Raw genomic sequence first — 26,138 nt, forward strand, 5'->3', positions numbered from 1 at the left:
GTACTGGACCTTGGTCAAAAATTTTTGAGTCCTTAATTTCCAGTAAAATCAAATACTAGCAAGACCGCCAAAAAAAATTCTGGACCTTGGGCTAAAGTTTTCTGGACCTAGGTCCGAAGAGTTTGTTGTACACGTTGGGCAAGCTAAAAAGGATCTCCAGATCAAATCAGGATACCTCCTCTCGAAGCTCAAGCTCCTCTCAAGAAACGTCCAATCACCGTTTCTTAAGAGGGGCGGCTCCAACCTTAAATAAATTTTTTAAAAGTTTTAAGAGTTACTAAAAACAAAATCAGATCACGGGACGTAGGCGGATTTCGGGTGTTCGAAGGGTAAGTGGTGCTACCTTAGATCATTTTAGATTCCACACAAAGCCAGCGGCTCGGGTCTCTCATCCCAAGGGGGGTTCTATGGGCTTAAGAATCGCAACAAACACCGCATCTATCGCAGCACAACGCGTGCTATCCAAACAACAGAAACGCGCAGAGCATGCCGCACAGGCACTGGCTTCTGGTAGCCGTATCGTAAATGCGGCCGACGACGCCGCGGGCTTGGCGATTTCTGAGAACTTCAAAGGACAATTGAAAGGTATCGGTCAGGCGCGAAACAACGCCAACAATGCCATCTCATTTGTTCAGGTCAGTGAGGGGGGCTTGAATGAGGTCTCCAACATTCTGGTGCGTCTGCGAGAGCTGGGCGTACAGGCCGCTTCCGATACTGTGAGTGACACAGAGAGGGAGTTCCTAAATAAAGAAACCCAACAACTTATCCAAGAGGCCGATCGTATTGCCAAGACCACGGTCTTCGGTACGAAGAAAATGCTCGATGGTACTGCCGGAGCGATGGAGTTCCAGGTGGGTGCTTACTCGGATGAGAACAACGTTATTAAATTTGAATTTGATGCCGACTCGACGGCGGCGGCACTGGGGATCGACTCGATTGCCATGGCGGACAGGGGGGATGCGCGGGCATCTCTGGAGCAGGTCGACCAGGCAATTGAAAAGGTCTCGGGTATGCGAGCGAACTTCGGTGCGATGCAATCGCGAATGGAGTCCGCAGTGAGCAACCTTGACGTGTCCTATGAAAACTTGTCAGCGGCGAACTCTCGTATCCGCGACACCGACGTGGCGAAAGAAACGGCCGAAATGACATCTGCAAGTATTCTGCAAAATACAGCGGTGTCGGTTCTGGCTCAAGCCAACCAGTTGCCACAAGTGGCAATGAAGTTGGTCTAATAATATCAGCGTAAAATATTTAAGATTCACATTCGCGATTACGGAATGTCGGGAGAAGCCTGTTCTGGGATAAGGCTTCTCTCGGGAAGAGGGGTCGCCCACATATACTCCTCGTCTTAAGCCCACCCTGGGGGCATCCGCCCCCAGGGATTTTCAGAAGGTGCCTGGTGATTTTTTACACCTACAGCGCGTCAACTTCTAAATGGGATGGACGACTTTTATAGGGGCTGATTTTAAAAACACTTCTTCTCAGACCTTTCTGAATCTTTTCCCAATCTTCGTGTCCGGTATCCGTATTCAGCCACTCCAGGGTGGCAAACCGTGAGCCCCAGGTTTCCCAGTGAGTGTCATCACATATGGGAACTTCCATCTTTTCCAATCCAAGAAGACTTCTTAATGTCGAATATCGATAGTCTTCGACTCTTTCGCAAAGCCCTGCCATGACCGGATTTCTATATAAGTATTTGTAGGCATGTTGATAGTAGAGCTGGTTCGACAGCAGACTTCGGTGAAACCTTGATCCGTAAGTGACATTGATTCGGTTGCTGAATGTCCGAAGGTCTCTTCCGGATTCCGACATGAAGAAGCGCATTGCTTCACTTAAATTTCCATTGGGTGCTGAGGCTATCAGATGGAAGTGGTTGCTCATCAATACAAATGCATGAATTCGAATTTCAAACGCCAGATGTATGAAGTGCAGATGCGTGGTCATCACTCTCCAAACATTCTCTGGCTCTACAGAAAACCAGTCGCGATTAATACATCTGGCAGTGATGTGATATGGCAGTTCCGTATGACAAATGAATCTGTTTCTTCCCATACATAAGTAGTCATTCAAATGAAATTCCTAGATCAAAGCCTTTCAGACCTTCGTTTTGGATCCGGATTCTGACTTTTTGATGCGGTGTAGGTGTAAAAAGTCACCAGGCACCTTTCTTTTGGTCGGGGTGGACGTTGGGTGGGACTGGACCTTGGTATTGAAAAGTGCAGGGTTTTGGTCTGTTTTTCAGGATCTTGGTCCAGCTTTTACTGGATGATGGTCCAGAAGTGCTGGACGCGACTAAAGCCTTTCAAGACCTCGCCGAAAGGTATGTCAGAAGCAACGACGCAAACCAAGTCGAAGCTCTCGAGGAACCCGCAAGGAGTGATTGCCTTACGAAGATTCGCTTGAGAGAGCCAGACAAAAGTTTGGGTCAACAACGTGTACAAACTGGCTAGCCTAAGTAGGTATAAGGCGGCCGATTTAATGGAGGTCCCAAATGGGAATGAGAATTTCTACGAACGTATCCGCTATCAACGCACAGAGAACAATGGTGAACTCTCAGCGTGAAATCGGTAAATCAATGTCACAACTAGCATCCGGCTCCCGCATTAATAAAGCGGCGGACGATGCGGCAGGGTTGGCGATCAGTGAAAACTTGAAATCACAGATCAGATCCCTGGGCCAAGCTTCCCGAAATGCGAACGATGGTATCTCCATGGTTCAGACGGCAGAGGGTGGTTTGTCCGAAATTTCCAACATCCTGACTCGTATGAGAGAATTGGGTGTACAGGCTTCCTCTGACACTATCGGTGATACAGAGCGCGGCTTCCTGGATAAAGAGGTTCAGCAACTTAAATCTGAGGCTCAGCGTATCACTCAGACTACTAGATTCGGTACAACAAAACTTCTGGATGGTTCCGGCGACTCGTTCGACTTCCAGGTAGGTATCAACAATGACCCTGAAGCAGATAGAATCTCCTTCAACGCCGGTGAAACAAATGCATCCACGTCCTCTTTGGGAATTGACGGTTTCGACTTCTCTTCCAAAACAGGCGCGCAAGACGCTCTTGCAGCGATCGACACGGCTCAGTCTCAAGTGAACGGTTACCGCGCAAATCTCGGTGCCCTTCAGAACAGATTGCAGTCCACAGTTGATAACTTGGGTGTGCAACACGAGAACATCTCCGCAGCTAACTCTCGTATCCGTGATACAGACGTAGCAGCAGCAACTGCAGAGACGACTCGTAACCAGGTACTTTTGCAGGCGAATACATCAGTGTTGTCTCAAGCCAACGCGATGCCAAACTCTGCACTAAGACTGATTGGTTAATATTAGAATTGTTTTATAAGGATTTGACCTGAGAGGATACCTCCGTTTCCTCTCGGTACCAACCTACCCAGGAAGACATGGGTCTTCCTGGGGTACTTTACAGGGTTGGGACTCCTCGCAACATAATTAGGATCTTACGGTTGCCTCGGTTCACGGGGTTTTTTGCGTTTCTCCTGTGATCGGGTTGCACCGGATGTCGATCGACCTCGATCACCAAAATGTCGATAGACCTCGATCGCCAGTATAAAGTGGAGCAGTTCTTGCTTTGCTGTAATTCCTGAAAGTTTAGGCCTGTTGAGTTGGATATGGTGTCCGGCTCAGACCCAATTTTGGGTTCGCTGTCTCTTTTTTAGACGGCGGCAAGTGGTTTAAATCGATTTGGGAGTACGTATGCTGTCCTGGAGCCGTTCTACATTTGCCATGCTTCTTTGCTCATCCATGCTTGTGGCCTGTACGAAAGAGACTGAAAAAGTCATCGTGAAAGAAGCCCTGCCTCCCGCAAAGATCGAAGCTTCGGCTAAGGTCAGTAAGAACCTTGTGACCTTTGAAAAGTCGTCTTTGGGCAAACTCTTCATGCTGGTTCCCACGGCCATCGATTCCTCCCGGTCCGCCGCTCCCAGTTTCTTTCGCCCCCAGTTGATTTCCTTTGAAAGACAAGGCGATCGCATCGCGGTCTTCAATCAGACGGTCAAAGACGTCGTCGAGACGGTCACGGCCGATCAGCTTATTCAGAGTTTTGCGGTCGTTGATGAAACCACCGAGCAGATCGTTTTTGACCTGGGTCAGGGATTCCTGTCCATGAATCTTCAGGACGCCATGGATATCGTTTTGCCATACACGTATTCTGATGTGATTGAAAAAGGGGAGCGTAAACTGGAATCCCATCTGGATATCAAGGATTCCTATGTTAGTTCTCTTTCCCTGCGTAACAATTCCATTCTGATCAAGCAGGTGATCCGCATCGTGGAAAAAGCGCGTCCTTCTGGTGGAGGGAACAAAGAGGCCGAAGAAAAGTTGAAACAGATCGGCATGCAAAAGCCTGAGAAGTTCGAGACCAGCAAGACTCTGTTCTTTGAAATCAAGCCTTACGTGCAAAACGAATATTTCAAGTCCAAGCCCATGGACGCCCAGAACCGCTTTGGCTTCTTCGTTAACAACACCTTCAAAAAAGGTGAAGACAATATGAAAACCCAGATCGCACGCTGGAGCATCGACGAAAAAGACGGCGATATCCGTGTGTTGATTGATGCCAACGTTCCTCAGAAAATGGAAGCTGCCGTCAGGGAAGGCGTGACCTATTGGAACCGCGTTCTAGGCCGTGACATTCTGAAAGTTGAGACCGGTTACAAGGATTCAGACCCACAAACGGACCGCTCGATCGTGATCCGCTGGATTCACTGGGATCACGGGTTTGGAGCCTATGCCAATGCCCAGATGGATCCTCTGACGGGAGAAGCCTTCCGTGGTTTTGTCTATATGACATCGTCCTTCACGAAAAAAGACGACATGAAGCCTGATAACGGCGGCGGAGTTTTTTCTTTCAAGCACGGTGATCTGTGTGGGATGAGAATGGACATGGACCCGTCAGACCAGGAAGACTCTGTGCGCGCGGTGATAGCTCACGAGATGGGGCACGTTCTGGGGCTTCGTCACAACTTTGCCGGCAGTTCCTCGACCGAACATACGGATGCTGAAATCAAAGAGGCAATCAATCAGCGCAAAAATGGAAATCTGGTCGCAGAAAAGTCCGTAGTGACGACCGTGATGGACTATACTGACGACGTGGCTTCTTTGGTTTCGGGTGCCTTCATCAAGGACAATGTCATGCCCTATGACAAGAAGGCCATTGATTGGGCTTATAAGGATGTCGATTCCGCAAAGATCAAAGGCATGTACTGCTCAGATGAGCACATTTTGGATGCGGGAGCCGGCGGACGAAATATTATTGGATGTGAACGTCAGGACCTGTACCGCAATGTCTTCTTTGCAGAGAGAGAAAGAATCCTGGCGACTGCAAAAGACACTTTGAACAGCACGATCACCTCTCTGGAATACATGAAAAAAGCCGGATACAAAATTGAGCACAAAGCCTATGTGCAGATGACTTTCAGTCCGACCCTGGAGATTGCCGAATCCCTGTATAAGAGCGACAAGAAGAATCCGTTGCTGACAATTGCTGATGTGGTCGAGGACTTCCTGTCTCCATACATGCGTTGGGGCTACAACGCCAAGGACTATGGGAATGGATCCATGAACGGAGATGCCGAGGTCAATGAACAGCTGAAAGAAATGGGCGGATTGACGGCTTACCTGAGGACGCTGAGCCCGACTTCTGACGATCCGGAGTACTTCCAGAAGCTGGCCAAAGAAGCTCTGGCCGCTGGAAAGTTTGACAACATAGGTCTGACCCCTGAAGAGCTTCAGGTGGTCAAAGAAGGTCTTCTGGAAAACTCTGCAAAGCTTGATGCAGAGGCTGCAGACCTTGCTTTGAAAGCCGTGGACGTCAGCAGGCTTCGCGACACCATCACTAGCCGGTAGTCAGCATCCCGCTGGCGATCCCCGTGACGGTTTCCCTGAGCAGCTTGATGTCCGTGGTTTCCAGGGCCACCAGCTGCAAGACGTTCAGCGGGTGAATCAGCGGTGAGCGCAAGCCGATGCTGGTTTCAAGCCAAGGGCGATACCACAGCAGACTTTTTTCCCGGGTGATTTCTCGGATGCATTTAACTGTTTGCGCAAACTCCTGGCGGAAACTGTTTTCGTATTTGGTGATGGTTTCTTTGTTTAATCGGGAAGAACGCAGATACATAAAGAACACGTCCATCTCGATTTTCTCCAGGGTGAAACCCACGGCCTTAATATAGCTGCGGAACATCGCAGATTCTTTAAAGGCTTTGCGGTACTGGCTCTTCTCTGAAGCCGTAAGATTTTTCCAATGACTTCCCAAGCCCCACCACGTCGGGAACAGGGCGCGGGTTTGGGTCCAGCACAAAACCCAGGGAATGGCGCGCAAGCTCTTTAGTTGTACGGGTCCTTGACGTTTGGAAGGGCGTGAACCCATGCGCAGGTCTTTCATGAAGGAATAGGGCGTCGCCTTTTCAATCAACTCCAGAAAATCCGGCTGTTGCAAAATCTGCTGATAGCTTTGCTGAACTGAGTCCGACAGCTTCTGCAAGGCCTTGCGGTTGATGGCCGAGGTGTGTGTTGCCGGCGCCTGTTTGCGCGCATCGCGGTTTTGAACCAGCAAGTTCAGTTGTCGCTGCAAAATGGCCGGAGAATTGTAACTGCGATAGATCATTTCCCCTTGAACCGTCATCTTCACATTCTTCAGGGCCGAGAGCGGCCACCACTCGGTCTGCTCTTGAATCGAACCACCACCGCGTTCGATGCTGCCGCCGGAGCCGTGGAAGAAGATCGGCACCAGGCCCTGCTTTTCAATGGTGGCCTCAAGTCCCTGCATCGCGGATTGGATCAGGAAGCGAGATGGAAAGGATCCATTTTCTTTGGCCGAGTCGGAATACCCCAACATCACTTCCAGCTGAGCTGACCAGTGCTTTTTGATCAGGGACTTGTTTTTCTTTACTCCCAGGAATGTGCGGATGATTTCCGTGCTGTTTTTCAACGAGTGCGAGCTTTCAAACAGCGGCACCACCGGCAGGCGCGGTCCGTTTAAGATCTTTGAACTGAGGCGGATTCCGGCCTCGATGTCCTTGGCGGATTCGCACTGACTTAAGATAAAGCCACGCACATAGTTGCGCGGGCTGTGGTCGGGACTCAGGCGTGCCAGGGTTTTTAACATGCGGCTGATGTTCATGCGGAATCTTGAATCATCCAAAGCCTCATGCACCAGGCTGCTGTCTTCGCGAATTTCAAGCGGCACCACCAGGCTCGGGAAGATTTTTAGCAGATAGCGGATGCGGTTCAGGGTGGGGGATTCGGCTCCAAAAAGGCGATGTTGCTCTGTTGCGAGATCATGCACGGATTTATTTAAGGCGTGAACCCGATTGGCGTCGCCGGTGGAAATGCGGCGGGTTTTTGTCAGGTTTCTTTTGACAGCGACAGCGTGCCTTTGCAGCTTTCGAATGTCGTTCTTCTGCCGCAGTCCGGATCGGGACAGCGGAGCCAGGTCCGCAAGATAAGCGGCAAACTGTGTTTTGACCCAGCTGTGCAGGCGGGCCCGGGACATGCTAAGGCTTCCCAGCATGGTTTTTTCATTCACGCCCGGATGTCCGTCCTTGTCGCCGCCCACCCAAGTGCGGATGTAAAACGGAATCTGGGCATGGCGTTGTTGCAGATAGATTTCGATGATGTCGTCCTGAAGCACCAGTGAATAGATGTACTCGGCCTCATCCATGACCGAAGGTTTTCGCTGTTTGGACATGGGAAGCTGCCAGGCCATCCGAAGCAGGGCATGCAGCTCTGCCGTCTGATTATGTCTTTCCGCGGTCAGACGCTGCAACAGCAGCTGATGAACTTTGCGGAAGTAAAAAATGATGTCGCTGTTGCGGGATTCTGTCGGGTGGGCTGTCAGCACATGAATGATGCGCCCATAGGCGTGGGTTTCTTCACTGAGTGGCGCGGTTTTTTCCTCCAGCAGGCGGTGAGTGCGATACGCAGATTCGCAGGCATTGATCAGCTCCAGCATCAGAGCAAAGGAGTGCGCAATTTCAAAGCGCTGTGCGGGCGAAAGAACTTCCATGTCGCCCTTCAGTTTCAGCAAACCCTTAAGCTGTCCGCCATCTTTGGACTTCACAAAGCGGCGGATGTTTTCAATTCGTTGAAACTGCTTACCACCCAGTTCGGCTTCGATGACGTGTCCGAGTTCCGTCACGGCCCAGTTCACAAGTGAGGTTAATTCCTTTGCCAGGGCTTTTTGCATGGTTGCTCCTATCCGTAGGGTTAGTTTAGGACCCTTTCCTTCGTCGAGGGAAGTCGTATATTGGGACGACTTCTGTCTGGTTATGATGCGGTGTAGGTGTAAAAAGTCACCAGGCACCTTTTGGGGAGGGGGGAATGTGCCGATATGTTAGGCATGAATATTAAGGGACTGATTTCCAACATTTTACCGAACAACGAAGTTCGTCATGTTGATTCGATCGGAAAGACGATTCAGTCCGACTCTACACACGATCGTGATGCCAACGGGCAAGAGCAATACCAAAACCCGCAGCAACAGCGCGAGCCGATGACGGAAGAGCAGCTTGAAAAAGCCATGGAGCATCTTCGAAATTTGCCTGCGATGAAAGAACACAAGTGGACTGTGGAGCTTGAAGACGAAGGCGACGGCCGCTTTGTTGTTGTGAAAGACAACCTGGGATCGATCATCCGCCGGATTCCAGAGTTGGAACTTTGGACTTTGCCATCTGATAACTCTCCTCGAGGACAGTTACTGAAGCGTTCGGCTTAAGTTTTAATTTCAAAAGAGCATAAGATTCCCGGCAGGAGGTCCAGCAAATCAGGACCCTGTCAAAATCCCTGTGGGTTTATTTTCATTAGAGCCCTGAAAGCCTCTCCACTGGCCTTTCCTAGAGACATTTAATTGACTCACGGTCACTGAATCATTTTGACACAATGGATTCATGGCAGGATTCCGAATTACAGGCATGGCCTCTGGGCTACCACCAAATATCGTTGAGCAGCTGATGGAAGCTGAACGTATTCCTGTGAAACAGATGGAAGTCGGCCGCGCCAAGCAGGAGGACAAACTCAAGCTGGTGCAGGATTTGGAAACCAAGGTGAATGACATCACCAAGAATCTGGGTGAGCTGACTTCCACCAGTGGTTTTGTCGACAAAAAGTTCCTGAGTGGCGATCCCAATATTGTGGATGGTCAGGTCGACCCCGGAAGTGCCATTCCCGGAGACTATGCCATTGAAGTGGTGCAGCTGGCGCAAAAGCCGGCGGCCATGTCCAACGGTTTCCCGGACAAGGATCAGACTCAGATCGGTGTTGGTTATATCAAGTTCGAAACACCGGAAGGAACAAAAGAGGTTTACATCAACGGATCCAATTCGACTTTGGATGGCGTGATGAAACAGATCAACGCCGCCAACGTGGGTTTGAAGGCCCAGGTGGTGGAGGATCGCAAGGATCAGGAAAACCCGTTCAAGCTTCTTGTGTCGGGTCTTTCCACCGGTAACGACAGTCAGGTGACCTTCCCGAAGATTTATCTTCTGGACGGGGATCAGGACATGTACTTCGAAGAGTCGCGCAAGGCGCAGAACGCGAAGGTCAAGGTCGACGGCTTTGAGATCGAACTTCCCGACAACAAATCCACGGATTTGGTGCCGGGTGTGACATTGGATTTTAAATCAGCGGCGCCGGGGCGCGAGATTCGCCTTTCTGTGAAAGAGAATCTTGAGGTCATCAGCGGCAAGATTAAAAGCTTTGTGGATTCATACAATGCGGCTTTGGAGTTCATCCAGAAGCAGAACAAGCTGCAGGCCGGTAACGGCAAGAACCCGGCACTGGGTCCTCTGGGCGGTGACGGCATGCTGCGCTCGATTGAGAACAGTCTGCGCCGTGTGATTCTGAATCCACAGATGGGTGTGGAGTCACCCATCCGCCGAGTGGGCGAGCTGGGGATTGAGTTCAACAGAAACGGTACCTTGAACTTCTCGCAAGACAAGTTCAACAAAGTGCTGCAGGCCAACCCAAAGGCGGTGGCGGCGTTCCTGCGCGGTGACGGTTTTAACACAGGCTTTGTGTCCACCGTGAAGCGTGAGATCGGAAATCTGGTGAACGGGCAGTTCGGTACCATCTCCAACCGTAAGCGCGGTCTGGAGGATCGTATCAAGCAGGTGAACAACCGTATTGAAACGAAAGAACGCCAGTTGGAAAGAAAAGAAGACAGCCTGCGACGTAAGTTTGCAGATCTGGAACAGAAGATGTCTGCGTTGAACGCTCAGCAGGCTAAGTTTGCGGCGATGTCGCAGCCACAGGGTTAAGAACGTTGAAAATGGATAAGGGAAGAAGTGAGGGGTCATGAATAAAAATGCATATCAGAAGTACAAAACGACTTCGGTACAAAGCGCCAGCCGCGAAAAAATTCTGCTGATGCTTTACGAGGGTGCCATTAAATTCACGAAGCTGGCTATCAAGGCCGCTGAGGAAAAGAAGATCGCGGATCGCGGTATGAATATCGGGCGCGCCTTCGATATCATTATGGAACTCAACAACACTCTGGACCACAAAGTCGGCGGCGACGTCGCGAACCAGCTTGAACAGCTTTATATGTTCATGATGGAGCAATACACCAAAGCCAATATCACAGGCAGTCCTGAGCCATTGAAGGAAAACTTGAAACTTCTGAACACGCTGTATGACGGCTGGGTTCAGGCAGTGGAAAAGTTGAAGCAGGAAACCAACAATTCACCAGATAAAAAAGCAGGCTAAGAATGAGTCACTGTGGAGGGGACATGACCAGAATTATCACCTTGTTGAACGAAAAGAATCATTACCTGGAAAAGTTCTATGCACTGAATGAAGTGGAGCTTGCAAACTTCGCCCAAGGGCAGTTTGACAATCTGGAGCACTTCTATCAGACCCGTGACCGCATTCTGGATGTGCTTAAGTATGTGGACGCCCAGATTGAAAAGGCGCACTCCGAGATCGGTGCCGAAAGCGTCATCGCTGAAAACGAACGCCGCGAGGTGAAATCTGCTTTGTCCATCAAGGATGAATATGTTGCCCGCATTATCGAGCAGGATATTCAAGTGTTGGCATGCATTGAAATGGCCAAGAACTCGATTATCCGTGAACTGCAGGAGGTTCGCCGCAACCGCAAGGCTGTGGGTGGTTACAAGACCAAGACCTTCAATCAGCGTCTGGATGAAGAGGTCTAGGAAAAAATTTCCTGACAAAAACATGACGGCGAGTTTGGCCAAAGAGTCAAACAACTGGCTGAACTTGCCTCAGATTCAATTAAATCACAAACGACCCATTGGCATCTGTGTTGCTCCATCAAGTCTTCGCGAGGAGAGCACAACAGATGTTGGAAAATCAGATCGTTCAAAAGTCCAGTGAAATTTCCGGTGACCATTCAGGTCCTGAGTTTGTTCAGGAATCCACTAAAATTTATTTTGATCCGCAACAGGCCATTGCCGATTTCGATGCGGAACTGCCGGAAGTCAAAGAAGAAAGAATCACGGACCCTCGTGTTGCCAACTTCATTCGTCACGCTCAAGTATTGATGAAACATCGCGAATACCCTCTGGCGATGAATCTGTTGCGTGAAGCCAGCAACAAAGATTCCAAAAATCCTGCGACCTTGAACATGCTGGCAAACTGCCTGGACAAGATGTCCCGCAATTCCGAAGCTTTGATCGTCAGAAAGACCCTGGCACAAGTGGATTATGGCTTTGAAAGCCTGCATGGCTACGCCACGTCCCTTTATAAATCCGGTCGTGATCAGGAAGCTTTGGACAAATACTTTGAAGCTTTGGCGGTTCTGACTGATGAAACTGACACGCTTTTTGAGACCTATAAAAACATGGGCAATATTTTCGTGCGTCAGGGCGACTTTGACGGTGCGGAAGAATACTATAATAAAGCCTACACAATGAACCCGCAGTCCGATGTGCTGCTGGTGAATTTCGGCACTTTGGAAGTTCAGCGTGGCGACTATGACAAGTCCCTGTACTGCTTCCGTAAAGCCGTTGAAATCAATCCGGAAAATGACAAAGCCTGGGTTGGCCTTGCCATGGTACACAGCCAATTCGGTGATATGGAACTGGCTTGGGCCAATATTGAAACGGCCATTGATATCAATCCACAAAACCGTACAGCCGTTCATCTGGCTGCGAACTGGGGCCTTCGTGATGGTAAGTTACAAAAAGCCATCGAAGCTCTTCAGGGTTATCTTGCAAGTGTGGAAGAAGATGAAGACATGTCTCTGGTTCTGATCAATCTGCTGTGCAGCGCGGGTCAAGTGGACCAGGCGATGCTCGAGATCGAGCGTGTCCTTCTTTGGAATCCAGATCACAAAGAAGTCAGAAATCTGAAAAAGAAAATCATCGCATCACAGAAGGTTACTTAAAATGCCTATGATCACATTCTCTGAAAATCACGAATCATCCTTGGTTGCTTTTGAAGAGGGTCAAGCCCTGGCTTCCCTGCGCGATCCGCGCGGTGAAGGTTTGAAGTGGGCTTATTCTTTGGGGGTTTTACCGGCAGAACATGTTGTGGTTGTGGGCCTTGGTGCCGGCTTCCATGTGGCGGCTTTGGCGGACGTGGATCCAGATGTGCGTATCACGGTGATTGAATCCCGCGAATCCCTGATTCCGGTGTTCCGTTCCCAGTTCCCGGATCTTGAAGACCGTGTAGAAATTCGTGTGGTGCAAACCGCTCAGGATCTTTTCAAGTCTGAACTTTTCCAGGAAGTGCTGAATCACCGCTCTTTTGTTCTTTCCTTCCAGGAATGTTGGGGGGCGCAGGCTCAGTTCTTTACTGAGTGTTTTGCGCACCTGACCGGTCGTTCAGTGGAATCCGTTCGCTACCATTTCGAAGAATTCGGTATCAATATGAAGGCCCTTTACCTGCAGCCAAATCAGTTGTTGTCCATCAACGATGTGATTCCGGTGATAGAGGCTTCTGCGATGCCTGAAACTAATAAACAGATTTTCCGCGTGCTCGGTGAATTGGTGAAATAAATGAAGATTCTGGTTGTCTCTCTTCTGAGGCTTGGTGACATCATCCAGCAGGAACCTCTGCTGCGCGGACTGCGGGAAAAACATCCCACTGCCGAGATTCATCTGCTGATGAACCGTCAATTTGCAAATGTCGAACGCATCCTTCACGGCGTGGTGGATAAGTACATCCATTTTGACCGGGAAACTTTGCAACGGGGCTTGGGCGAGAGCGGCTTTAATATTCTGTATTCCTATTCTGTGCTGGAAGAACTTGTGCAATCGTTGAATGGCGAGAAGTACGATCTGGCTTATAATTTTACGCACAATAGGCTGAGTGCCTATTTGCTGGGGGCTTTGGAAATCCCGGAAAAGCGCGGTCTTCATCAAGAAGACGGCCGCTTCCGTGGTATGGACAACCGCTGGCTTAAGTACTTTAACGACCGTTTTTCAGGAAGCCAAAAGTCTCTGTTCCATTATGTGGAGCTTTTGGGCAATTCCTTCAACCTTCCGGTTCGCCCTCAGGCGGCCGGGGTTCGCAAGAAAAGCAAATCCATTTTGTTCCAGTGTCTGACCAGTCAGACTGCGAAAAACTGGGGCCTGGATAATTTCGTTCAGCTGAAAAGAACCATTGAAATGGCCCTCGTGGATTACAAGGTTCAGATTCTTGGGGCACCGTTTGAACGGGAGACTTTGTTAACTGCATTTTCTGAAAAAGATCTTTTGATCTGCGATCTATCTGAAGCCCGCAAACATCTGCAAGACTGTGCTTTGCTGGTCACCGGCGACACCAGTATCAAACATCTGGCGGCGCAAATGGGCGTTCCTTTGGTGGAACTGGTTCTGGGCACCAGCGATGCCGTGAAGACCGGTGCATTTTCTGAAAACGCAAGAATCCTGACTGAAGACATCACCGTCGAGCGCGTGTTTGGTGAAGTCTGGGATGAACTCAGTGGTGAATCCAAAAACATTGAAAACACCGCAGGCTCTTTGGAGCGAGTGACTTGGAAGCTCTATTTGGATAAAGGCTCCCGAGATGCAGAGCCGGCGTATGTCGCGGCTTTGCAACAGCTCTTGGATTCTCATCCGGAAAAGAACCTGTTGCAGGCTTTGTCCGGCTATCAGGAAAAGACGCAAGTTTATCTTTCCTGGCAAAAACGCATCATCGCGGCGCTACCGTCGCGGGAAGTGCTGGCCAGCCGCAAGGCGGTTTCGGCAAACGATGTGGCTGAACTGATTTTGGTGGCTCAGGATATAATTAAAAGTAAAAAAGATGACGCGGGTTATTTCCAGGGGTTCGTAGAGTCCCTGTTGGCCCGGTATTCACAGGCGACCCAGATTCTGGATCGCGTGCAGGCGGACCTGGAAGATCAAGCCGAGCTTCTGGCAATTCGTGAAACATTGACTCGTCATTTGCAATCTCTCTCCATGGAAGGAGCGTACTATGCAAAAGGAATTGGACAACTATCTATCAGTGGCTTTGAAGAGACTGGAAAAAGCCTACAGCGAGATCTTGAAGACGCAAAGTTATAGTAAGGAAGCTGAAAAAGTTCAGTTGTTGAAAGAACTCGTCAAGGAACAGATTAAAAATGAAAATACTCATCCTGCAACTCGCTAGGCTCGGGGATATCTATATGACCTGGCCTGTTTTGCAGGGCCTGCGTCGTACTTATCCCACGGCAGAGATTCATATTCTGACTCGTCCGCGCTTTGAAAGCGCCCTTGAAGGGTTGCAGGCGGTGGATCGTCATTGGTCACTGCCTTCAAGTCATATTCTGACGCCGCTGATTCAGGCCGAGCCTGATCTGGAAGCGTCTTTGAGTCATATGGATGAATTCGTGACGACTTTGAAGTCCGAACAATTCGACCGCATTATTAATTTCACATTCTCTCCCTTCTCAAGCTATCTGACTCACGCGTTGTCTGGCGCGAACACCGTGGTGAACGGGTACACCCGCAACGCCGACGGCAGTTTGTGTTTTGCTGATGACGTCAGTGCTTATTTCTATGCCCAGGTGGGGCTAGATAAGCCCAACCGCGTTCACGTCGCTGACATTCTGGCGTCGATGGTGGATGTGCAGTACACGGAAGAAGACTGGGGCATTTCCACTTATCAGGAAGCTTCAGTGACTTTGCCAGAACGCTACATGGTTTTGCATGTCGGTGCCAGTGATCCACAGAAAGCTTTAAGCCCCGATGCGTGGGTGCGCGCCTTGAAGGTGACTTCGCAAAGATACGCGCATCTGCCGGTGGTGCTGATTGGTTCCGCCGCGGAAGCCCCATTGGCGCTGCAGATTGAATCCCAGGTGCCGGATATGACGTTTGTGAATCTGGCGGGCCGCACGCAAGTGTCCGAACTGCCAGCAATCATCAAAAAAGCCGAAGTGCTGGTGGGGTGCGACAGTGCGCCAATTCATATCGCCTCTTTGACGGACACACCGACTTTGAACGTCAGTGTGGGGCCGGTGAATTTCTGGGAGACCGGCCCGAAAGCAAGTCTGTCCTTTATCTATCGCCGTGAAAGTGAAGCCGAAGTGGTGGCCGAGGATCTGGGCGCCGTGCTGGGGGATCTTTTGGATGGTCAGGTCCGCGAAGGACTGATCGTCAGAACGGGCGGCCTTGTGAGCTATGCTCGCGAAGAGGCGCCTGCTGAAAGCTTCCAGTGGCAACTGGTGGAGGCTCTTTATATGGGCGGCAGTTTCCCGATCGCCGACCGCATGGAGATCCTGCAGGGGGCGATGAAGCTGAATGATATCAATACTTTTGCTATGGAGCAGCTGGCGTTGATTCCCGAGCTGGGGGTGGCCAAGGTCGCTCCTTTCCTGGACAGCGCCGAAGAAGTTATCAACAACATTAGCCGAATGGTTCCGGAATTGAGTCCTCTAGTAAGCTGGTATCACGCGGAAAGAATCCGCATTGCTCCCGGCTCGCTCGAGGAAATCCGTACCGCAACATTGAATGTGCATGAGCGATTCAAACGCTACCTTCATGTATACATTCCGCATGAGGCACTCAAGGAAGAGGCAGGCAATGGAGCGGTTTAAAGTCAGCGGAGACGATCTTCGCAATTTCTATAATGAAAATATTCCCTTAGCGCGTGTGTTCAGTGATATCGAATCAGACCTGCGCCATACCAATCAGGTTGTTTGCCGTTACATCGTCAACGGCCTGGAAGTGGCTGAAGCCGATGAGGCGCGTTTTTCAACAGTGACTTTGGAGCAGATTGAAACTCTGGAGTACCTGACTGAAAACAGCCGCGATCTGACGGGCATTGTTTTGCGCGGCTGGATTGAGGCGATGCCGGAACTGATTCAACAGACCGAAAACCTGGCCAAGCGCATGCGTGCTCAGGGCCTGAGCGGTCTTTTAAAATCCATTCACGATCTGGTTCACAATTGTGAGTTCCTGATCGACAGTGCCATGACGATCAAAGAAACCATGGGGGATCAGTTCTTTGGCGCCACGCCTCTGGACTGGGGCAAAACCGAAGCTGAGAGCAAAAGAACAGTTCTTGAGGCTTTGCGCGCTCTGGAAAATAAGGATTTTGTTCTTTTAGCGGATGTCCTGGAGTATGATTTAAACAATGTTCTTCAGATGTGGCTGGACCACCTGAAGGTGTTGGAGAAATCACTTAATGGCGAATACACAGGAAATCAGTTCGATTCCGAACAAGCTCGATCCCATTCTATGGGTCGGAAACGTATCGCCAATTAGACTTCCGCACTTTTTCCCGTTTCAAAAGCGGGAAGTGGAGATCATTTTCAGGGCCTCTATTACTGAGGCCCTTTTGCTTTTGCAGAATCAGCGCTTTTCCTCGATCTTAGTCCAGGAAGTCGGCAACTCCGATGCGTTGGAGTTCCTGTACCAAGCCCGCCTGTTGCAGCCGATGGCTCCGCGTATTTTGATCGCAGAAGAGCTTAACGAACAGGAAGTCCGTGAGGGCATCAACAAAGCCCAGGTGTATCGTTTCATGCGCTGGCCTTTGACGGAGCATGAGATCTGGGAACAGCTTGAAAACGCTTTGCAAAAGCACGCGATGTTTCTGTCGCGCTCTTTGCTGCTGAAAGAATCCTCGCACCAGAACAAACAGCTGGAAGCTCTGACCCATTCCCTGGAGGGCATGGTTGAAGAGCGCACCCAGTACATTGAAATGTCCCACCACGAGGAAAGCGAAAAGCTGACCCGGGAGCGCCAGCTGATTCGTTTCATCAAGGATCTGGCGACGCAGACGTCGTTTGAAGACATCCTGGCGATCCTGCGTAAGGAGCTTCGCAAGTTCCACAAGATGGGGGATCCGATCTTGGCCTTCCGCTTGGGTGGATCTAAAACCTTCTTCTTAAGTTTTCAGTCCGGGCATTTTACGCAAACGGAATCTTCGAGTTATTTTGAATTCCCCAAGACCGCTCAGGTGCCCAGCGCCGAGCTGATTCGCTCGTTTGCCAATCACTTTGGCCGTCCGTTTGTTAAAGCCTATGTCGTGCCTTTTGAATTGCGTATGACCAGTCACCTGACCAGCGGTGAAGGTGAAGCGATCCTGTGTATTGAAAATTCTTTGAACGACAAAGAAATGGGTCCCTTCATGGATTTCATGAATGACCGGGTTCGTCCGCTAAGTATGGCTTTGGATCGTGTTCTTTTGGAAAACCAGCTTTCCAGTTTCTCGTATCGTTGGGAAAAGACCTTCGATGGCATGCGCGACCCTATCGCGATTGTGGACATCGATTACAACGTGGTTCGTGCCAATCGCAAATTCAGTGATCGTTTCATGCATCACAAATGTTATGAAAGCTTTGCTCACCGCAAGGCCGCTTGTGAAGGCTGCCCGGTGCCTCAGGCTTTGAAAGAAGGCGCGCCGGCCGCAGGCCAGATCCAGGTGGATGGGCGCATCTATCAGGTGCACAGTTATCCGGTGCTTTTGGATCAGGGCAGTCGTCCCACGAATATTGTGAACCAGTATGTGGATATCACCCAGTCCCGCGAACTTTACCTGCGCATGCTGCAAAGTGAAAAAATGGGAGCCATTGGTTTGCTGGCTGGAAACATCGCCCATGAGCTGAACAATCCTTTAACGGGTCTTCGCTCGTTGTCGCAGGTGCTGCTGCAGGAAGCCGAAGAGGGCAGCAATCTGCATTCTGATCTGGTCGAGATTGAAAAAGCCACCGCACGATCCCAGCGCATTATTAAAAACCTGCTCGATTTCTCGAAAGGGGAAGACCAGCCGTCTGAATATATCAGTGTGGACGAGGTTGTCGAGCGCACTTTGCCGATGTTGAAGTCAGCGTTGCGCACCCACCGCCTGGAGGTGGATTTACAAACTTTGGGCTCCACGGTTTATGTGGAGCCGCATTTGCTGCAACAGGTGGTGTTTAATCTGATTAACAATGCCTGTCAGGCCATGAAAGATCCGGGCCGCTTGAGCTTGCGCACCAGTTTGGTCAATGGCTCGGTGGTGCTGGAGATTGAAGACACCGGGCCGGGCATTCCGGAAGACATCCGCCGCCGCATCTTTGAACCCTTCTTTACGACAAAAAAAGAGGGACTTGGTACCGGTCTTGGGTTAAGTATGTCTAAGTCAGTCATTGAAAAATTCGGAGGCACCATCGAGTTCCGAAACGTGGATCCCCACGGGACCTGTTTCACGATCGTGCTTCCGCAAAGGAATGCGCCTTGAAGATTTTAATTGTTGATGATGAAGCTCTGGTCCGCCGCTCTTTGAGCCGTGCCTTGAAAGGCAAGGGTCATGAAGTGCTGGAGGCCGGTGATGGCAATGAAGGCCTGCAACTGTGGCAGACTTCAAATCCGGATCTGGTGTTTTTGGACGTGCTGATGCCGGGTCGTACCGGTCCTGAAGTTTTGAAGGAAATGCGCGATCAATCCAAGGCCAAGGTGATTCTGATGTCGGCTTTCGCCGGTGAACACAACATGGAAACCGCTCAGCAGATGGGCGCGAATCTTTTTGTGCCGAAGCCTTTTGAAGATATTTTTGCCGTTGTGAAAATGGCAGAGGATTTGTAGTCATGAGAATTATTGCGGGGAAATATCGTGGACATCAGCTGGTGGCATTTGATGCCGACCACATCCGCCCCACAACGGACCGGGTGAAAGAAACCCTGTTCAATAAATTGCAATTTGATATCGACGGCGCCCGTGTGGTGGACCTGTTCTGCGGCACCGGCAATCTGGGCATTGAAGCTTTGTCCCGCGGGGCGGAGTTCTGCACCTTCGTTGAAAAGAACCCCAAGTCTTTGGTCATCACGCGCAAGAATTTTGAAAAGCTGCGTGTGCCGGCTTCGGATTACAAGATCGTCAATATGGACGTGATCGCTTATTTGAAATCCTACGAGGGCGAACCGTTTAATATTATCTTTGCCGATCCTCCGTTTACTGAAAAGATGGCCCACTTCGTAATGGAAGCCGCCAGTACCAGTGCAGCGTTTGGGAAAACGACCCTGCTGGCGATTGAGTCCCAGGCCAAAGAACGCATGGAAGACCGTTACGGCTCTGTGGTTCGTTACAGCAAAAAAGAATATGGCGATAAAATCCTAAGTCTGTTCTGCCACGAAAGTGCCTTGGAGCAGGATGAAGAACCGGCAGCCGAAGAGGAACATCATGAGTAAAATTGCCGTTTACCCAGGAAGCTTTGACCCCATCACAATGGGGCATGTGGATATCATCAACCGTATTTCCCCTTTGTATGACGAAGTCATCGTGTTGGTTGCACAATCTTCACAGAAGCAAAGCATGTTTTCTGTTGAAGAACGAAAGACTTTGATCGAAAAAGCCTTGTCCCATCTGAAAAACGTCAAAGTCGATATCTTTGGCGGCCTGACGGTGGAGTACATGAAAAAAGCCAAAGCCCAGGTGATCGTACGGGGCTTGCGTGCGGTTTCGGATTTCGAGTACGAGATGACCATGGCGAACATGAATCGCAAGTTGGCGCCGGACTTTGAAACCCTTTTGGTCTTTGCCAGCCCCGAGTTCTATTATATTTCTTCGCGCGGGGTGAAAGAGGTCGCCATCAACGGTGGCGCCTTGAAAGGCCTGGTGCCGGACGTGGTGGTCGAAGCCATGGAGAATAAAATCAGAAAGTAAGGAGCGAATTTTGATTCAGCTTTCCAAACGAGCGCAAAATCTGAAGCCTTCTCCAACTCTGTTTCTGGTGGCAAAGGCCAAAGAGCTGGCTGCCCAGGGGCACGATGTGATTTCCCTGACTGTTGGAGAGCCCGATTGGCCCACTTTCAAGGGGGCTTCCGACGCAGGCATTGAAGCCATCCAAAAAGGCATCACCAAGTACACCCCGGCCAACGGCACGGTGGAGCTTAGAAAATCCATTTCTGAAAAATTGAAATCTGAACTGGGGTTTGAATATTCCCCGAAAGAAATCACGGTGGCTTCGGGTGCGAAGTACATTATCTTTTCGGCGCTGCAGATGATCTGCTCGCCAGGGGATGAGGTGGTGATTGCGACGCCTTACTGGGTCAGTTATCCCGCGATGGTGGAGCTGGCGGATGGTGTGCCTCACATCGTGGAATGCGGTGAAATGGAAAACTTCAAGATCACGCCTGAAAAACTGGAAGCGGCGATCAACGCCAAAACCAAAGGCTTCTTGTTCTGTTCTCCAAGCAACCCGACGGGTTTGCAGTATTCGGCGGACGAACTAAAAGCCTTGGCTGAAGTTCTGCGCAAGCACCCACAAGTGGTGATTATTTCTGACGACATCTACAACCGCCTGGTCTTTGACGGTACCAAGGTGGCTCCACACATTTTGACGGTGGCACCGGATCTGAAGGATCGCACGGTGTTGGTCAATGGGGGCTCTAAGGCCTATTCCATGACCGGCTGGCGCATTGGCTGGGCTTCGGGTCCTGAGCGCCTGATCACGGCGATGGCGGACTATCAAAGCCAAAGCACGGGTTCGCCTTCCAGTATTTCCCAGCATGCTTTGCTGGCGGCGATTAAGACTTCGGAAGCGGACATCAAAGGTGTCGTGGATAAACTGGTGGCCCGCAAGAATTCAGGTTTGAAAGAGCTTGAAACAGTGCCGGGCTTTAAAACCGCAGAACCGCAAGGGGCTTTCTATTTCTGGGTCGACATCCGCGCGCACCTGGGTAAGTCCTATCAAGACCGCGTGATCCGAACTTCAAAAGACTTCTGTGATGTGCTGCTGGAAAAATTTTTTGTGGCGACCGTACCCGGGGCAGAATGTGGAACCGAAGGGTTCATGCGTTTAAGCTTTGCGGTTTCAGAAGAGACCATGAAGCGGGGAGTGGCCCGCATGAAAGATCTGGTCAGCCAGCTTGTTTAAGACCAAAAAGAAAAGGCCTTGATCACTCAAGGCCTTTTTTATTTTCATTTATTATCGCGGATTAGAACAAGTTACGGAAGAAGCTCAGCATTCGGCTTAAGAAGCCTTCTTCTTTCAGCGGGGTCACTTTGCCGCCTACAGAGCTTGGGCTGCGGCTGTCATCGGCACACTTATAAGTGATGTCGATGGTGCGGCCTGCAGGAACCGCCGTGCTAAAGACGATGCTTTGACCTTCCACGCGGGATTCAACAGTCCCGATACTTGGTGTGATGGTCACATTCACAGTACCCACCGGAGTGCACTCCAAAGGCACAGAGCTTAAAGAGTCTTTGATCTTATCAATGAACAGATTCAAGTTCGTGGAATAGTCACTGTCACAGATACTGCCGATCCCACCACCAGTCAGCTGGGACAGTTCCGCGTACTTAAAGCCGTAATGGCTTTTCGCGCCGCCAGCGTCCTGGGACGCCTTACAGGAAGAATCACCCGGCTTTACGATGATGGAATTCACCGTGAAACGCTGAGTAGCCCCGAAAGTGGAGCGAACATAGTCGACAAACACTTGTGGCTTGTCTTCATTTTCAAGAGCTTTCAATTCACCCGCGTAAACCTGCTGGGAAGCATCGCCACCGATACTGCGCTCGTCTTCGTCAGAGATAATGATATAAGCGATACCGGCATCCGCACGATAGCAGCCGTTGTTTGGATTGTAGTGATAGTCACCGTTATAAACATGGTGATAAGCGGCTTTGATCGCGCGCTCATCGTCAGAGTTCTTATAACCGGCACCAATGTATTCAATAGTGTGGGCGAATACGGTGTTCAAATCCACGTTGCTGGATTTTTTAAGCACCATGCCCAGGGAAGTGGAAGCAGTGGCGTTTTTCTGCCAGTAAATGGAAGCACCCCACGCATTTGTCGTGTCAGTCACCGGAAGAGCACGGGTGACAGTGGCACACATCTGCCAATCGATATTGGAGTTTTGCAGTTTGGTGATAAAAGCGGAAAGATTCGCCGCCAGTTTGCGGTTGTCCGGAAGCATGGAGTTGGAATCGTCGATCACCAGAATGATATCCAGCTTATTGTCAGAGGCTTGAACCGTGCTGTTATAGTGAACGTCACGAAGAGTGGCGCCCGGAGTTGGAACCGGATCGGGAGTTTTTCCATCTGTACCGACATCATCTTTGGAAGGGGCAGAAAATTTTACAGGTCCACAGGCACTCAAAGCCAACACCAGCAACACAGAGGCCCAACGCACCCCTTGCCATTTTTTCAACGACATAATCCACACTCCCCTTTGTTGCATAATAACACACGGGTTTTTGTGTCCCAAAGCGAGTTAGGGTCTAGGTCCTGCTTTGATACATTTAGGACCTTGGTCTCATTGTGAGACGGACCTTCGCCAGTCTAAAATAAATAACAGAATAGCCGGGGAGGCCATGGGTGAGCTTTTGGGTCTTGCTTCAAGTACTTGTGAATTTGATTTTGTTGGCGGGCGTTGTGGGTATGTGGGTGCGCTTGAACCGACCTCCTAAAGACGATCCAAGACTGAGCAAAGGTTTGCAGTTGCTGCAATCCAAGATCGCCGTTTTGGAAGACCTTTCCGATCGCACCGAAACTCAGGTCAACCAGCTGACCGCGCTGCTTGAACAAAAAGTAAAAGACATCCAGGCCAAGATTCAGGCTGCCGACAAACAAATCGGCAAGATCGACCAGAACATGCAAAAGAGCATGGAAGTAGCCAAGATCTTCCAGGATCGTATTCCCCACACGGAAATCATTGAACGCCAGAATACCGTAAAATATGTGAAGGCTGCGCGCATGGCCCATCAGGGTTCCAGCGTGGATGAGATCGCCCGTGAAGTGGATCTGTCCCGCGGTGAAATTGAATTCATCGCCAAAGTGAATCGCGATCAGCTGATGTTCTGCGAAGACAGCCTGCCAGAATGGGCGAACGAAGAAATGGAAGAATCCGCTCAATCCGACTTGAGCGACGTGGACAACATCAGCTTCATGACCCCGCTGCAAAGAGAAATCCCGATTGAAATCAGCACCGCTTTTGAGGTTCCAAAAACTGATCAGGAAGCTTTGAAAAAATTGGGTGATGCCTTTAAAGCTGCCTGCAATGAAGTGAAAGCTGAAGAAGCCGCCGCTCAGCAGACCGCGAACAACGTTTCGGCTTTGTTCAACGTGACCCAGAATATCGCGCAAACTTTCCTGAGCGAAAAGCCAACTCCGGCAGCGCCGACCGCAGCCCCGGTTGAAAAGAAAAGACCGGTCCTGCACATCGGTGAACCAGAGATCCGTCCGGTTCAGTTCCGTCGTATTGATCTGGCGAAGGACTTGGACTAAATGGCATCCCGGGCCTTTCTTAAATCTTTGGAGAAAGGCCAGATCCTGCGCGCCCAGGTGGAAGAGGTCACATCACCCACCGAAGTTCTGTGTAACTTTCAAGGGGAGCTGCTTCTTATCTTTAATCACACGGTCAGCAAATTTAAAAAGAACGACCCTATTTCCTTGCAGGTCCTCAGTATCAATCCCTTGAGATTTCAGGTGTTTTCCCCCTCCAGCCCCAAGTTTCAGCGGGTTGTGTAATTAGGTAAATCGGCCCTTTCAGACAAAAAACCCACAAAAGTGTCAACCAATACGCTGGAGTATCCAGGCCCTGTGTAATAAACCTCCGCCCATACAAACGGAGGCTTTATGAACAAAGCATTACTATTGGTTTCTTCCCTTTTCCTGATGGCTGCTTGTGCGCCACAGAACTCCCCGAATCTGACCGTAGCTGATAACGCAGCTATCGTAGGTGGTGACAAGGTTGAAGCTGCCAGCAACATCGGTCGCAGCACCGTGGGCATCTATGAATCCAAAATCGGTTACATCTGTTCTGGAACTTTGATTGCAAAAAATCTGGTTCTGACCGCGGCTCACTGTGTGGATCCCAACGCGAAAGACCTGGCGATCTACTTTACTGCTGAAATGAAGAAAGCCAGCAAAGAACAAATCCGCCGCGTGACTGGTCAGGTTGTGCATGATGGTTACACGGGTGCGGTTCAAACCAAAGACACCAACGACATCGCGGTTCTGCGCTTTGAAGGCGAAGCTCCAGCGGGTTACACTGTGGCGCCAATCTTGTTTGAACAAGGTCACCTGAACAACGACGTAAAAACGATCGTTGCCGGTTATGGCTTGAACTGGACAATTGTGATGAGCAAGGGTGCGGGCACTCTGCGCACGACAAGACTTTCCATCGACGATATCAATTTTTCCAGAACCGAAGTGATGCTGGGTCAGTCCCTGCGTAAAGGGATCTGCAGCGGTGACTCCGGTGGTCCGGCGTACCTTGAAATCAACGGCCGTCTGCATGTGTGGGGTGTGGCAAGTCGCGGAGACTCTTTGCCGGGTCTATTGACTCCGAAGTGCATGCTGTTCTCGGTATTCACTCGTGTGGATGCTCATCAGACATTCATTCAAGATGCTGTAGCGGAACTGTCCCGCTAGAGAATACAAAGAAGATCGACGAAGGCTAAAGATGAATTGTCTTTAGCCTTTGAGTATCCAGGCGCTCAAGTTCGCCTGCATTGCCTTCTCGAAGGACATGTTTAAATTTTGAACTTTGTCTTTATGTACAAATACTGTGAATCCCCCGCCGACCATGTAGGCCAGAGGGATATAAACGGCCACCAGTTCGTCCATCGAGTCCGCCGTCGGCAGGGTGTTCAGATCTGTTCTTGTCAGGAATCCCGCAATTCTAAATTCCGGATTTTCAAACCTCACAATGACCGCTTGTCCGTGGGGACTGCCTTCGGCTTTTCGAAAGAAGTCCGTTAGGTCGCTGATAGAAACAAAGATGGATCCCAACACGGGGATTCTCTTGATTGTTCGTGTAAGCCATTCCTTGATAAATTTGGCGACAAAAAGATCCGAGGTTCTTCCCAGCACATAGATCAAAATGAGTCCCCCGACAATGCCAGAACCGAAAGGCAGGGTGATTCCAAGTGGGACAAGTATTCCGGAAAAAACTTTGTCAAAAAAATCTGCCATCCAGTAAAGAAAATAGAAGCTCAGGATAAACGGAAGAAGGACAATAGCCCCTTTGAGCATATTGTCAGAAAGGTTTTGTCTGAGTCCGTTGGTTTTCATAGGCTGCCATTCCTTTCCTGCTTCGACAAAGTTCGCTTGATCGCACACAACAGTCCTACCCTTGCCGGGACGACAAAGGAACTAGGACCTTGATTACATTTTTATTAGTCGCGGCTCAGGAGATAATTGCGTTCGCTCTTCCTTTGATTGGATGGCTCTGCAAAAATGAAAAAGGCCCCTTCCGGGGCCTTTCTTATTTGGAGCTCTCTTTGATGAAGAGAGTCAGATAATGGCGAACCATGTATTCCAGCTTTGCCGGCTGGTTCTGGTATGTCCAGATGACTTCGCCGAAGGCACCCCATTTGGCTTCGATGATGTGTTCGTCCATCACGTTGGTCGCCGCCTGAGCCGCTTCCGCGCCCGGAGTAGGGATGTAGTTGGTTCCGATAAAGTTAAAACGAATGCTGATCTGGCCCGGAGCTTTCAAAGAGAAGATCATCTTGAAGCCGTTACGGAAAAGCATGAAGTCAGCGTGGGTCTTCGCGATACCGTAGATTTTGATGCGACCCAGAGCCGAAGGTTTTAGTTCGTTGAAGGATGTGGATGCATCCACGAACTCAGTTTTCATAGCTAGAAGGAACTGAATCGTCTCGTTGATCAGAATCTTTTCGGCATCAAAGCCGAAACTCATGTCCACAAGACCGGACTCTTCCATCTGTTGTTCAGCCTTCACAAGTTCTTTAATCCAGCTGATTTTTTCCATGAATCCCCCCAAAATGACAGCGCAGCATCCTCGCCGCTA

Annotated in this window: 25 protein-coding genes; 20 read left to right on the forward strand and 5 right to left on the reverse strand. The window is 50.1% G+C overall.

Annotation, left to right across the window (positions count from 1 at the left end):
- Positions 1–407: 407 nt before the first annotated feature.
- The gene (locus BD_RS02750; protein WP_011163172.1) at positions 408–1,232 is read left to right on the forward strand and encodes a flagellin N-terminal helical domain-containing protein; all 825 of its coding nucleotides are present in this window, start codon (positions 408–410) and stop codon (positions 1,230–1,232) included.
- A gap of 181 nt (positions 1,233–1,413) precedes the next feature.
- On the opposite strand, the gene BD_RS02755 is transcribed toward BD_RS02750, so the two are convergent.
- Positions 1,414–2,052, reverse strand: a complete 639-nt coding sequence (locus tag BD_RS02755) for a transposase (protein ID WP_080558975.1) — start codon at positions 2,050–2,052, stop codon at positions 1,414–1,416.
- Positions 2,053–2,491: 439 nt separating this feature from the next.
- Between BD_RS02755 and BD_RS02765 the strand changes: the two genes are divergently transcribed.
- The gene (locus tag BD_RS02765; RefSeq protein WP_011163174.1) at positions 2,492–3,325 is read left to right on the forward strand and encodes a flagellin N-terminal helical domain-containing protein; all 834 of its coding nucleotides are present in this window, start codon (positions 2,492–2,494) and stop codon (positions 3,323–3,325) included.
- A gap of 390 nt (positions 3,326–3,715) precedes the next feature.
- Positions 3,716–5,863, forward strand: a complete 2,148-nt coding sequence (locus BD_RS02770; RefSeq protein WP_011163175.1) for a zinc-dependent metalloprotease — start codon at positions 3,716–3,718, stop codon at positions 5,861–5,863.
- On the opposite strand, the gene BD_RS02775 is transcribed toward BD_RS02770, so the two are convergent.
- Positions 5,853–8,201: a phosphoenolpyruvate carboxylase gene (locus BD_RS02775; RefSeq protein ID WP_157865638.1), complete on the reverse strand. Its 2,349-nt coding sequence runs from the start codon at positions 8,199–8,201 to the stop codon at positions 5,853–5,855. The two genes, BD_RS02770 and BD_RS02775, sit on opposite strands and share 11 nt — an antisense overlap.
- Before the next feature lie 153 nt (positions 8,202–8,354).
- Between BD_RS02775 and BD_RS02780 the strand changes: the two genes are divergently transcribed.
- The 14 genes from BD_RS02780 (at position 8,355) to BD_RS02845 (ending at position 21,253) form a co-directional block, all read left to right on the forward strand.
- A complete protein-coding gene (locus BD_RS02780; protein WP_231839264.1) occupies positions 8,355–8,729 on the forward strand; it encodes a flagellar protein FlaG in 375 nt (124 codons plus the stop codon).
- Between the two features lie 172 nt (positions 8,730–8,901).
- A complete protein-coding gene (gene fliD, locus BD_RS02785; protein WP_011163178.1) occupies positions 8,902–10,269 on the forward strand; it encodes a flagellar filament capping protein FliD in 1,368 nt (455 codons plus the stop codon).
- Positions 10,270–10,306: 37 nt separating this feature from the next.
- Positions 10,307–10,717 (forward strand): flagellar export chaperone FliS, encoded by a 411-nt coding sequence (gene fliS, locus BD_RS02790; protein WP_011163179.1) that lies wholly within the window; start codon positions 10,307–10,309, stop codon positions 10,715–10,717.
- A gap of 23 nt (positions 10,718–10,740) precedes the next feature.
- Positions 10,741–11,166 carry a hypothetical protein gene (locus tag BD_RS02795; RefSeq protein WP_011163180.1) on the forward strand — a complete coding sequence of 142 codons (426 nt, stop codon included), beginning with the start codon at positions 10,741–10,743 and terminating at the stop codon, positions 11,164–11,166.
- Between the two features lie 146 nt (positions 11,167–11,312).
- Positions 11,313–12,359: a tetratricopeptide repeat protein gene (locus tag BD_RS02800; RefSeq protein ID WP_011163181.1), complete on the forward strand. Its 1,047-nt coding sequence runs from the start codon at positions 11,313–11,315 to the stop codon at positions 12,357–12,359.
- A 1-nt stretch (position 12,360) separates the two neighbouring features.
- Entirely contained in the window at positions 12,361–12,972 is a 612-nt protein-coding gene (locus BD_RS02805) for a polyamine aminopropyltransferase (RefSeq protein WP_011163182.1), read from the forward strand.
- A complete protein-coding gene (locus tag BD_RS02810; RefSeq protein WP_011163183.1) occupies positions 12,973–14,481 on the forward strand; it encodes a glycosyltransferase family 9 protein in 1,509 nt (502 codons plus the stop codon).
- Positions 14,482–14,537: 56 nt separating this feature from the next.
- The gene (locus BD_RS02815) at positions 14,538–15,992 is read left to right on the forward strand and encodes a glycosyltransferase family 9 protein (RefSeq protein ID WP_011163184.1); all 1,455 of its coding nucleotides are present in this window, start codon (positions 14,538–14,540) and stop codon (positions 15,990–15,992) included.
- A complete protein-coding gene (locus tag BD_RS02820; RefSeq protein ID WP_011163185.1) occupies positions 15,979–16,662 on the forward strand; it encodes a hypothetical protein in 684 nt (227 codons plus the stop codon). Before BD_RS02815 ends, BD_RS02820 begins: the two co-directional genes overlap by 14 nt.
- A 34-nt stretch (positions 16,663–16,696) precedes the next feature.
- Complete coding sequence (locus tag BD_RS02825; RefSeq protein WP_011163186.1) at positions 16,697–18,619, forward strand: ATP-binding protein; 1,923 nt, start codon at positions 16,697–16,699, stop codon at positions 18,617–18,619.
- The gene (locus tag BD_RS02830) at positions 18,616–18,963 is read left to right on the forward strand and encodes a response regulator (RefSeq protein ID WP_011163187.1); all 348 of its coding nucleotides are present in this window, start codon (positions 18,616–18,618) and stop codon (positions 18,961–18,963) included. The genes BD_RS02825 and BD_RS02830 overlap by 4 nt, the downstream gene beginning before the upstream one ends.
- Before the next feature lie 2 nt (positions 18,964–18,965).
- Entirely contained in the window at positions 18,966–19,565 is a 600-nt protein-coding gene (rsmD, locus tag BD_RS02835; protein ID WP_011163188.1) for a 16S rRNA (guanine(966)-N(2))-methyltransferase RsmD, read from the forward strand.
- The gene (coaD, locus tag BD_RS02840) at positions 19,558–20,040 is read left to right on the forward strand and encodes a pantetheine-phosphate adenylyltransferase (RefSeq protein WP_011163189.1); all 483 of its coding nucleotides are present in this window, start codon (positions 19,558–19,560) and stop codon (positions 20,038–20,040) included. Before rsmD ends, coaD begins: the two co-directional genes overlap by 8 nt.
- 10 nt (positions 20,041–20,050) lie before the next feature.
- Positions 20,051–21,253: a pyridoxal phosphate-dependent aminotransferase gene (locus BD_RS02845; RefSeq protein WP_011163190.1), complete on the forward strand. Its 1,203-nt coding sequence runs from the start codon at positions 20,051–20,053 to the stop codon at positions 21,251–21,253.
- A 61-nt stretch (positions 21,254–21,314) separates the two neighbouring features.
- On the opposite strand, the gene BD_RS02850 is transcribed toward BD_RS02845, so the two are convergent.
- Positions 21,315–22,535 carry a hypothetical protein gene (locus BD_RS02850; protein WP_050792891.1) on the reverse strand — a complete coding sequence of 407 codons (1,221 nt, stop codon included), beginning with the start codon at positions 22,533–22,535 and terminating at the stop codon, positions 21,315–21,317.
- A 161-nt stretch (positions 22,536–22,696) separates the two neighbouring features.
- Between BD_RS02850 and BD_RS02855 the strand changes: the two genes are divergently transcribed.
- From BD_RS02855 to BD_RS02865, 3 genes are all read left to right on the forward strand, one after another.
- Positions 22,697–23,605 (forward strand): DUF2802 domain-containing protein, encoded by a 909-nt coding sequence (locus BD_RS02855; protein ID WP_011163192.1) that lies wholly within the window; start codon positions 22,697–22,699, stop codon positions 23,603–23,605.
- Entirely contained in the window at positions 23,606–23,848 is a 243-nt protein-coding gene (locus tag BD_RS02860; RefSeq protein ID WP_011163193.1) for a hypothetical protein, read from the forward strand. It abuts the gene before it with no gap.
- Positions 23,849–23,956: 108 nt separating this feature from the next.
- Positions 23,957–24,754 (forward strand): S1 family peptidase, encoded by a 798-nt coding sequence (locus tag BD_RS02865; protein ID WP_011163194.1) that lies wholly within the window; start codon positions 23,957–23,959, stop codon positions 24,752–24,754.
- A gap of 42 nt (positions 24,755–24,796) precedes the next feature.
- On the opposite strand, the gene BD_RS02870 is transcribed toward BD_RS02865, so the two are convergent.
- Positions 24,797–25,396, reverse strand: a complete 600-nt coding sequence (locus tag BD_RS02870) for a DUF502 domain-containing protein (protein ID WP_041583450.1) — start codon at positions 25,394–25,396, stop codon at positions 24,797–24,799.
- A 193-nt stretch (positions 25,397–25,589) separates the two neighbouring features.
- Positions 25,590–26,099 carry a hypothetical protein gene (locus BD_RS02875; RefSeq protein WP_038451415.1) on the reverse strand — a complete coding sequence of 170 codons (510 nt, stop codon included), beginning with the start codon at positions 26,097–26,099 and terminating at the stop codon, positions 25,590–25,592.
- Between the last annotated feature and the right edge of the window lie 39 nt (positions 26,100–26,138).

The sequence above is a fragment of the Bdellovibrio bacteriovorus HD100 genome (assembly GCF_000196175.1).
Classification (GTDB): Bacteria; Bdellovibrionota; Bdellovibrionia; order Bdellovibrionales; family Bdellovibrionaceae; genus Bdellovibrio; species Bdellovibrio bacteriovorus.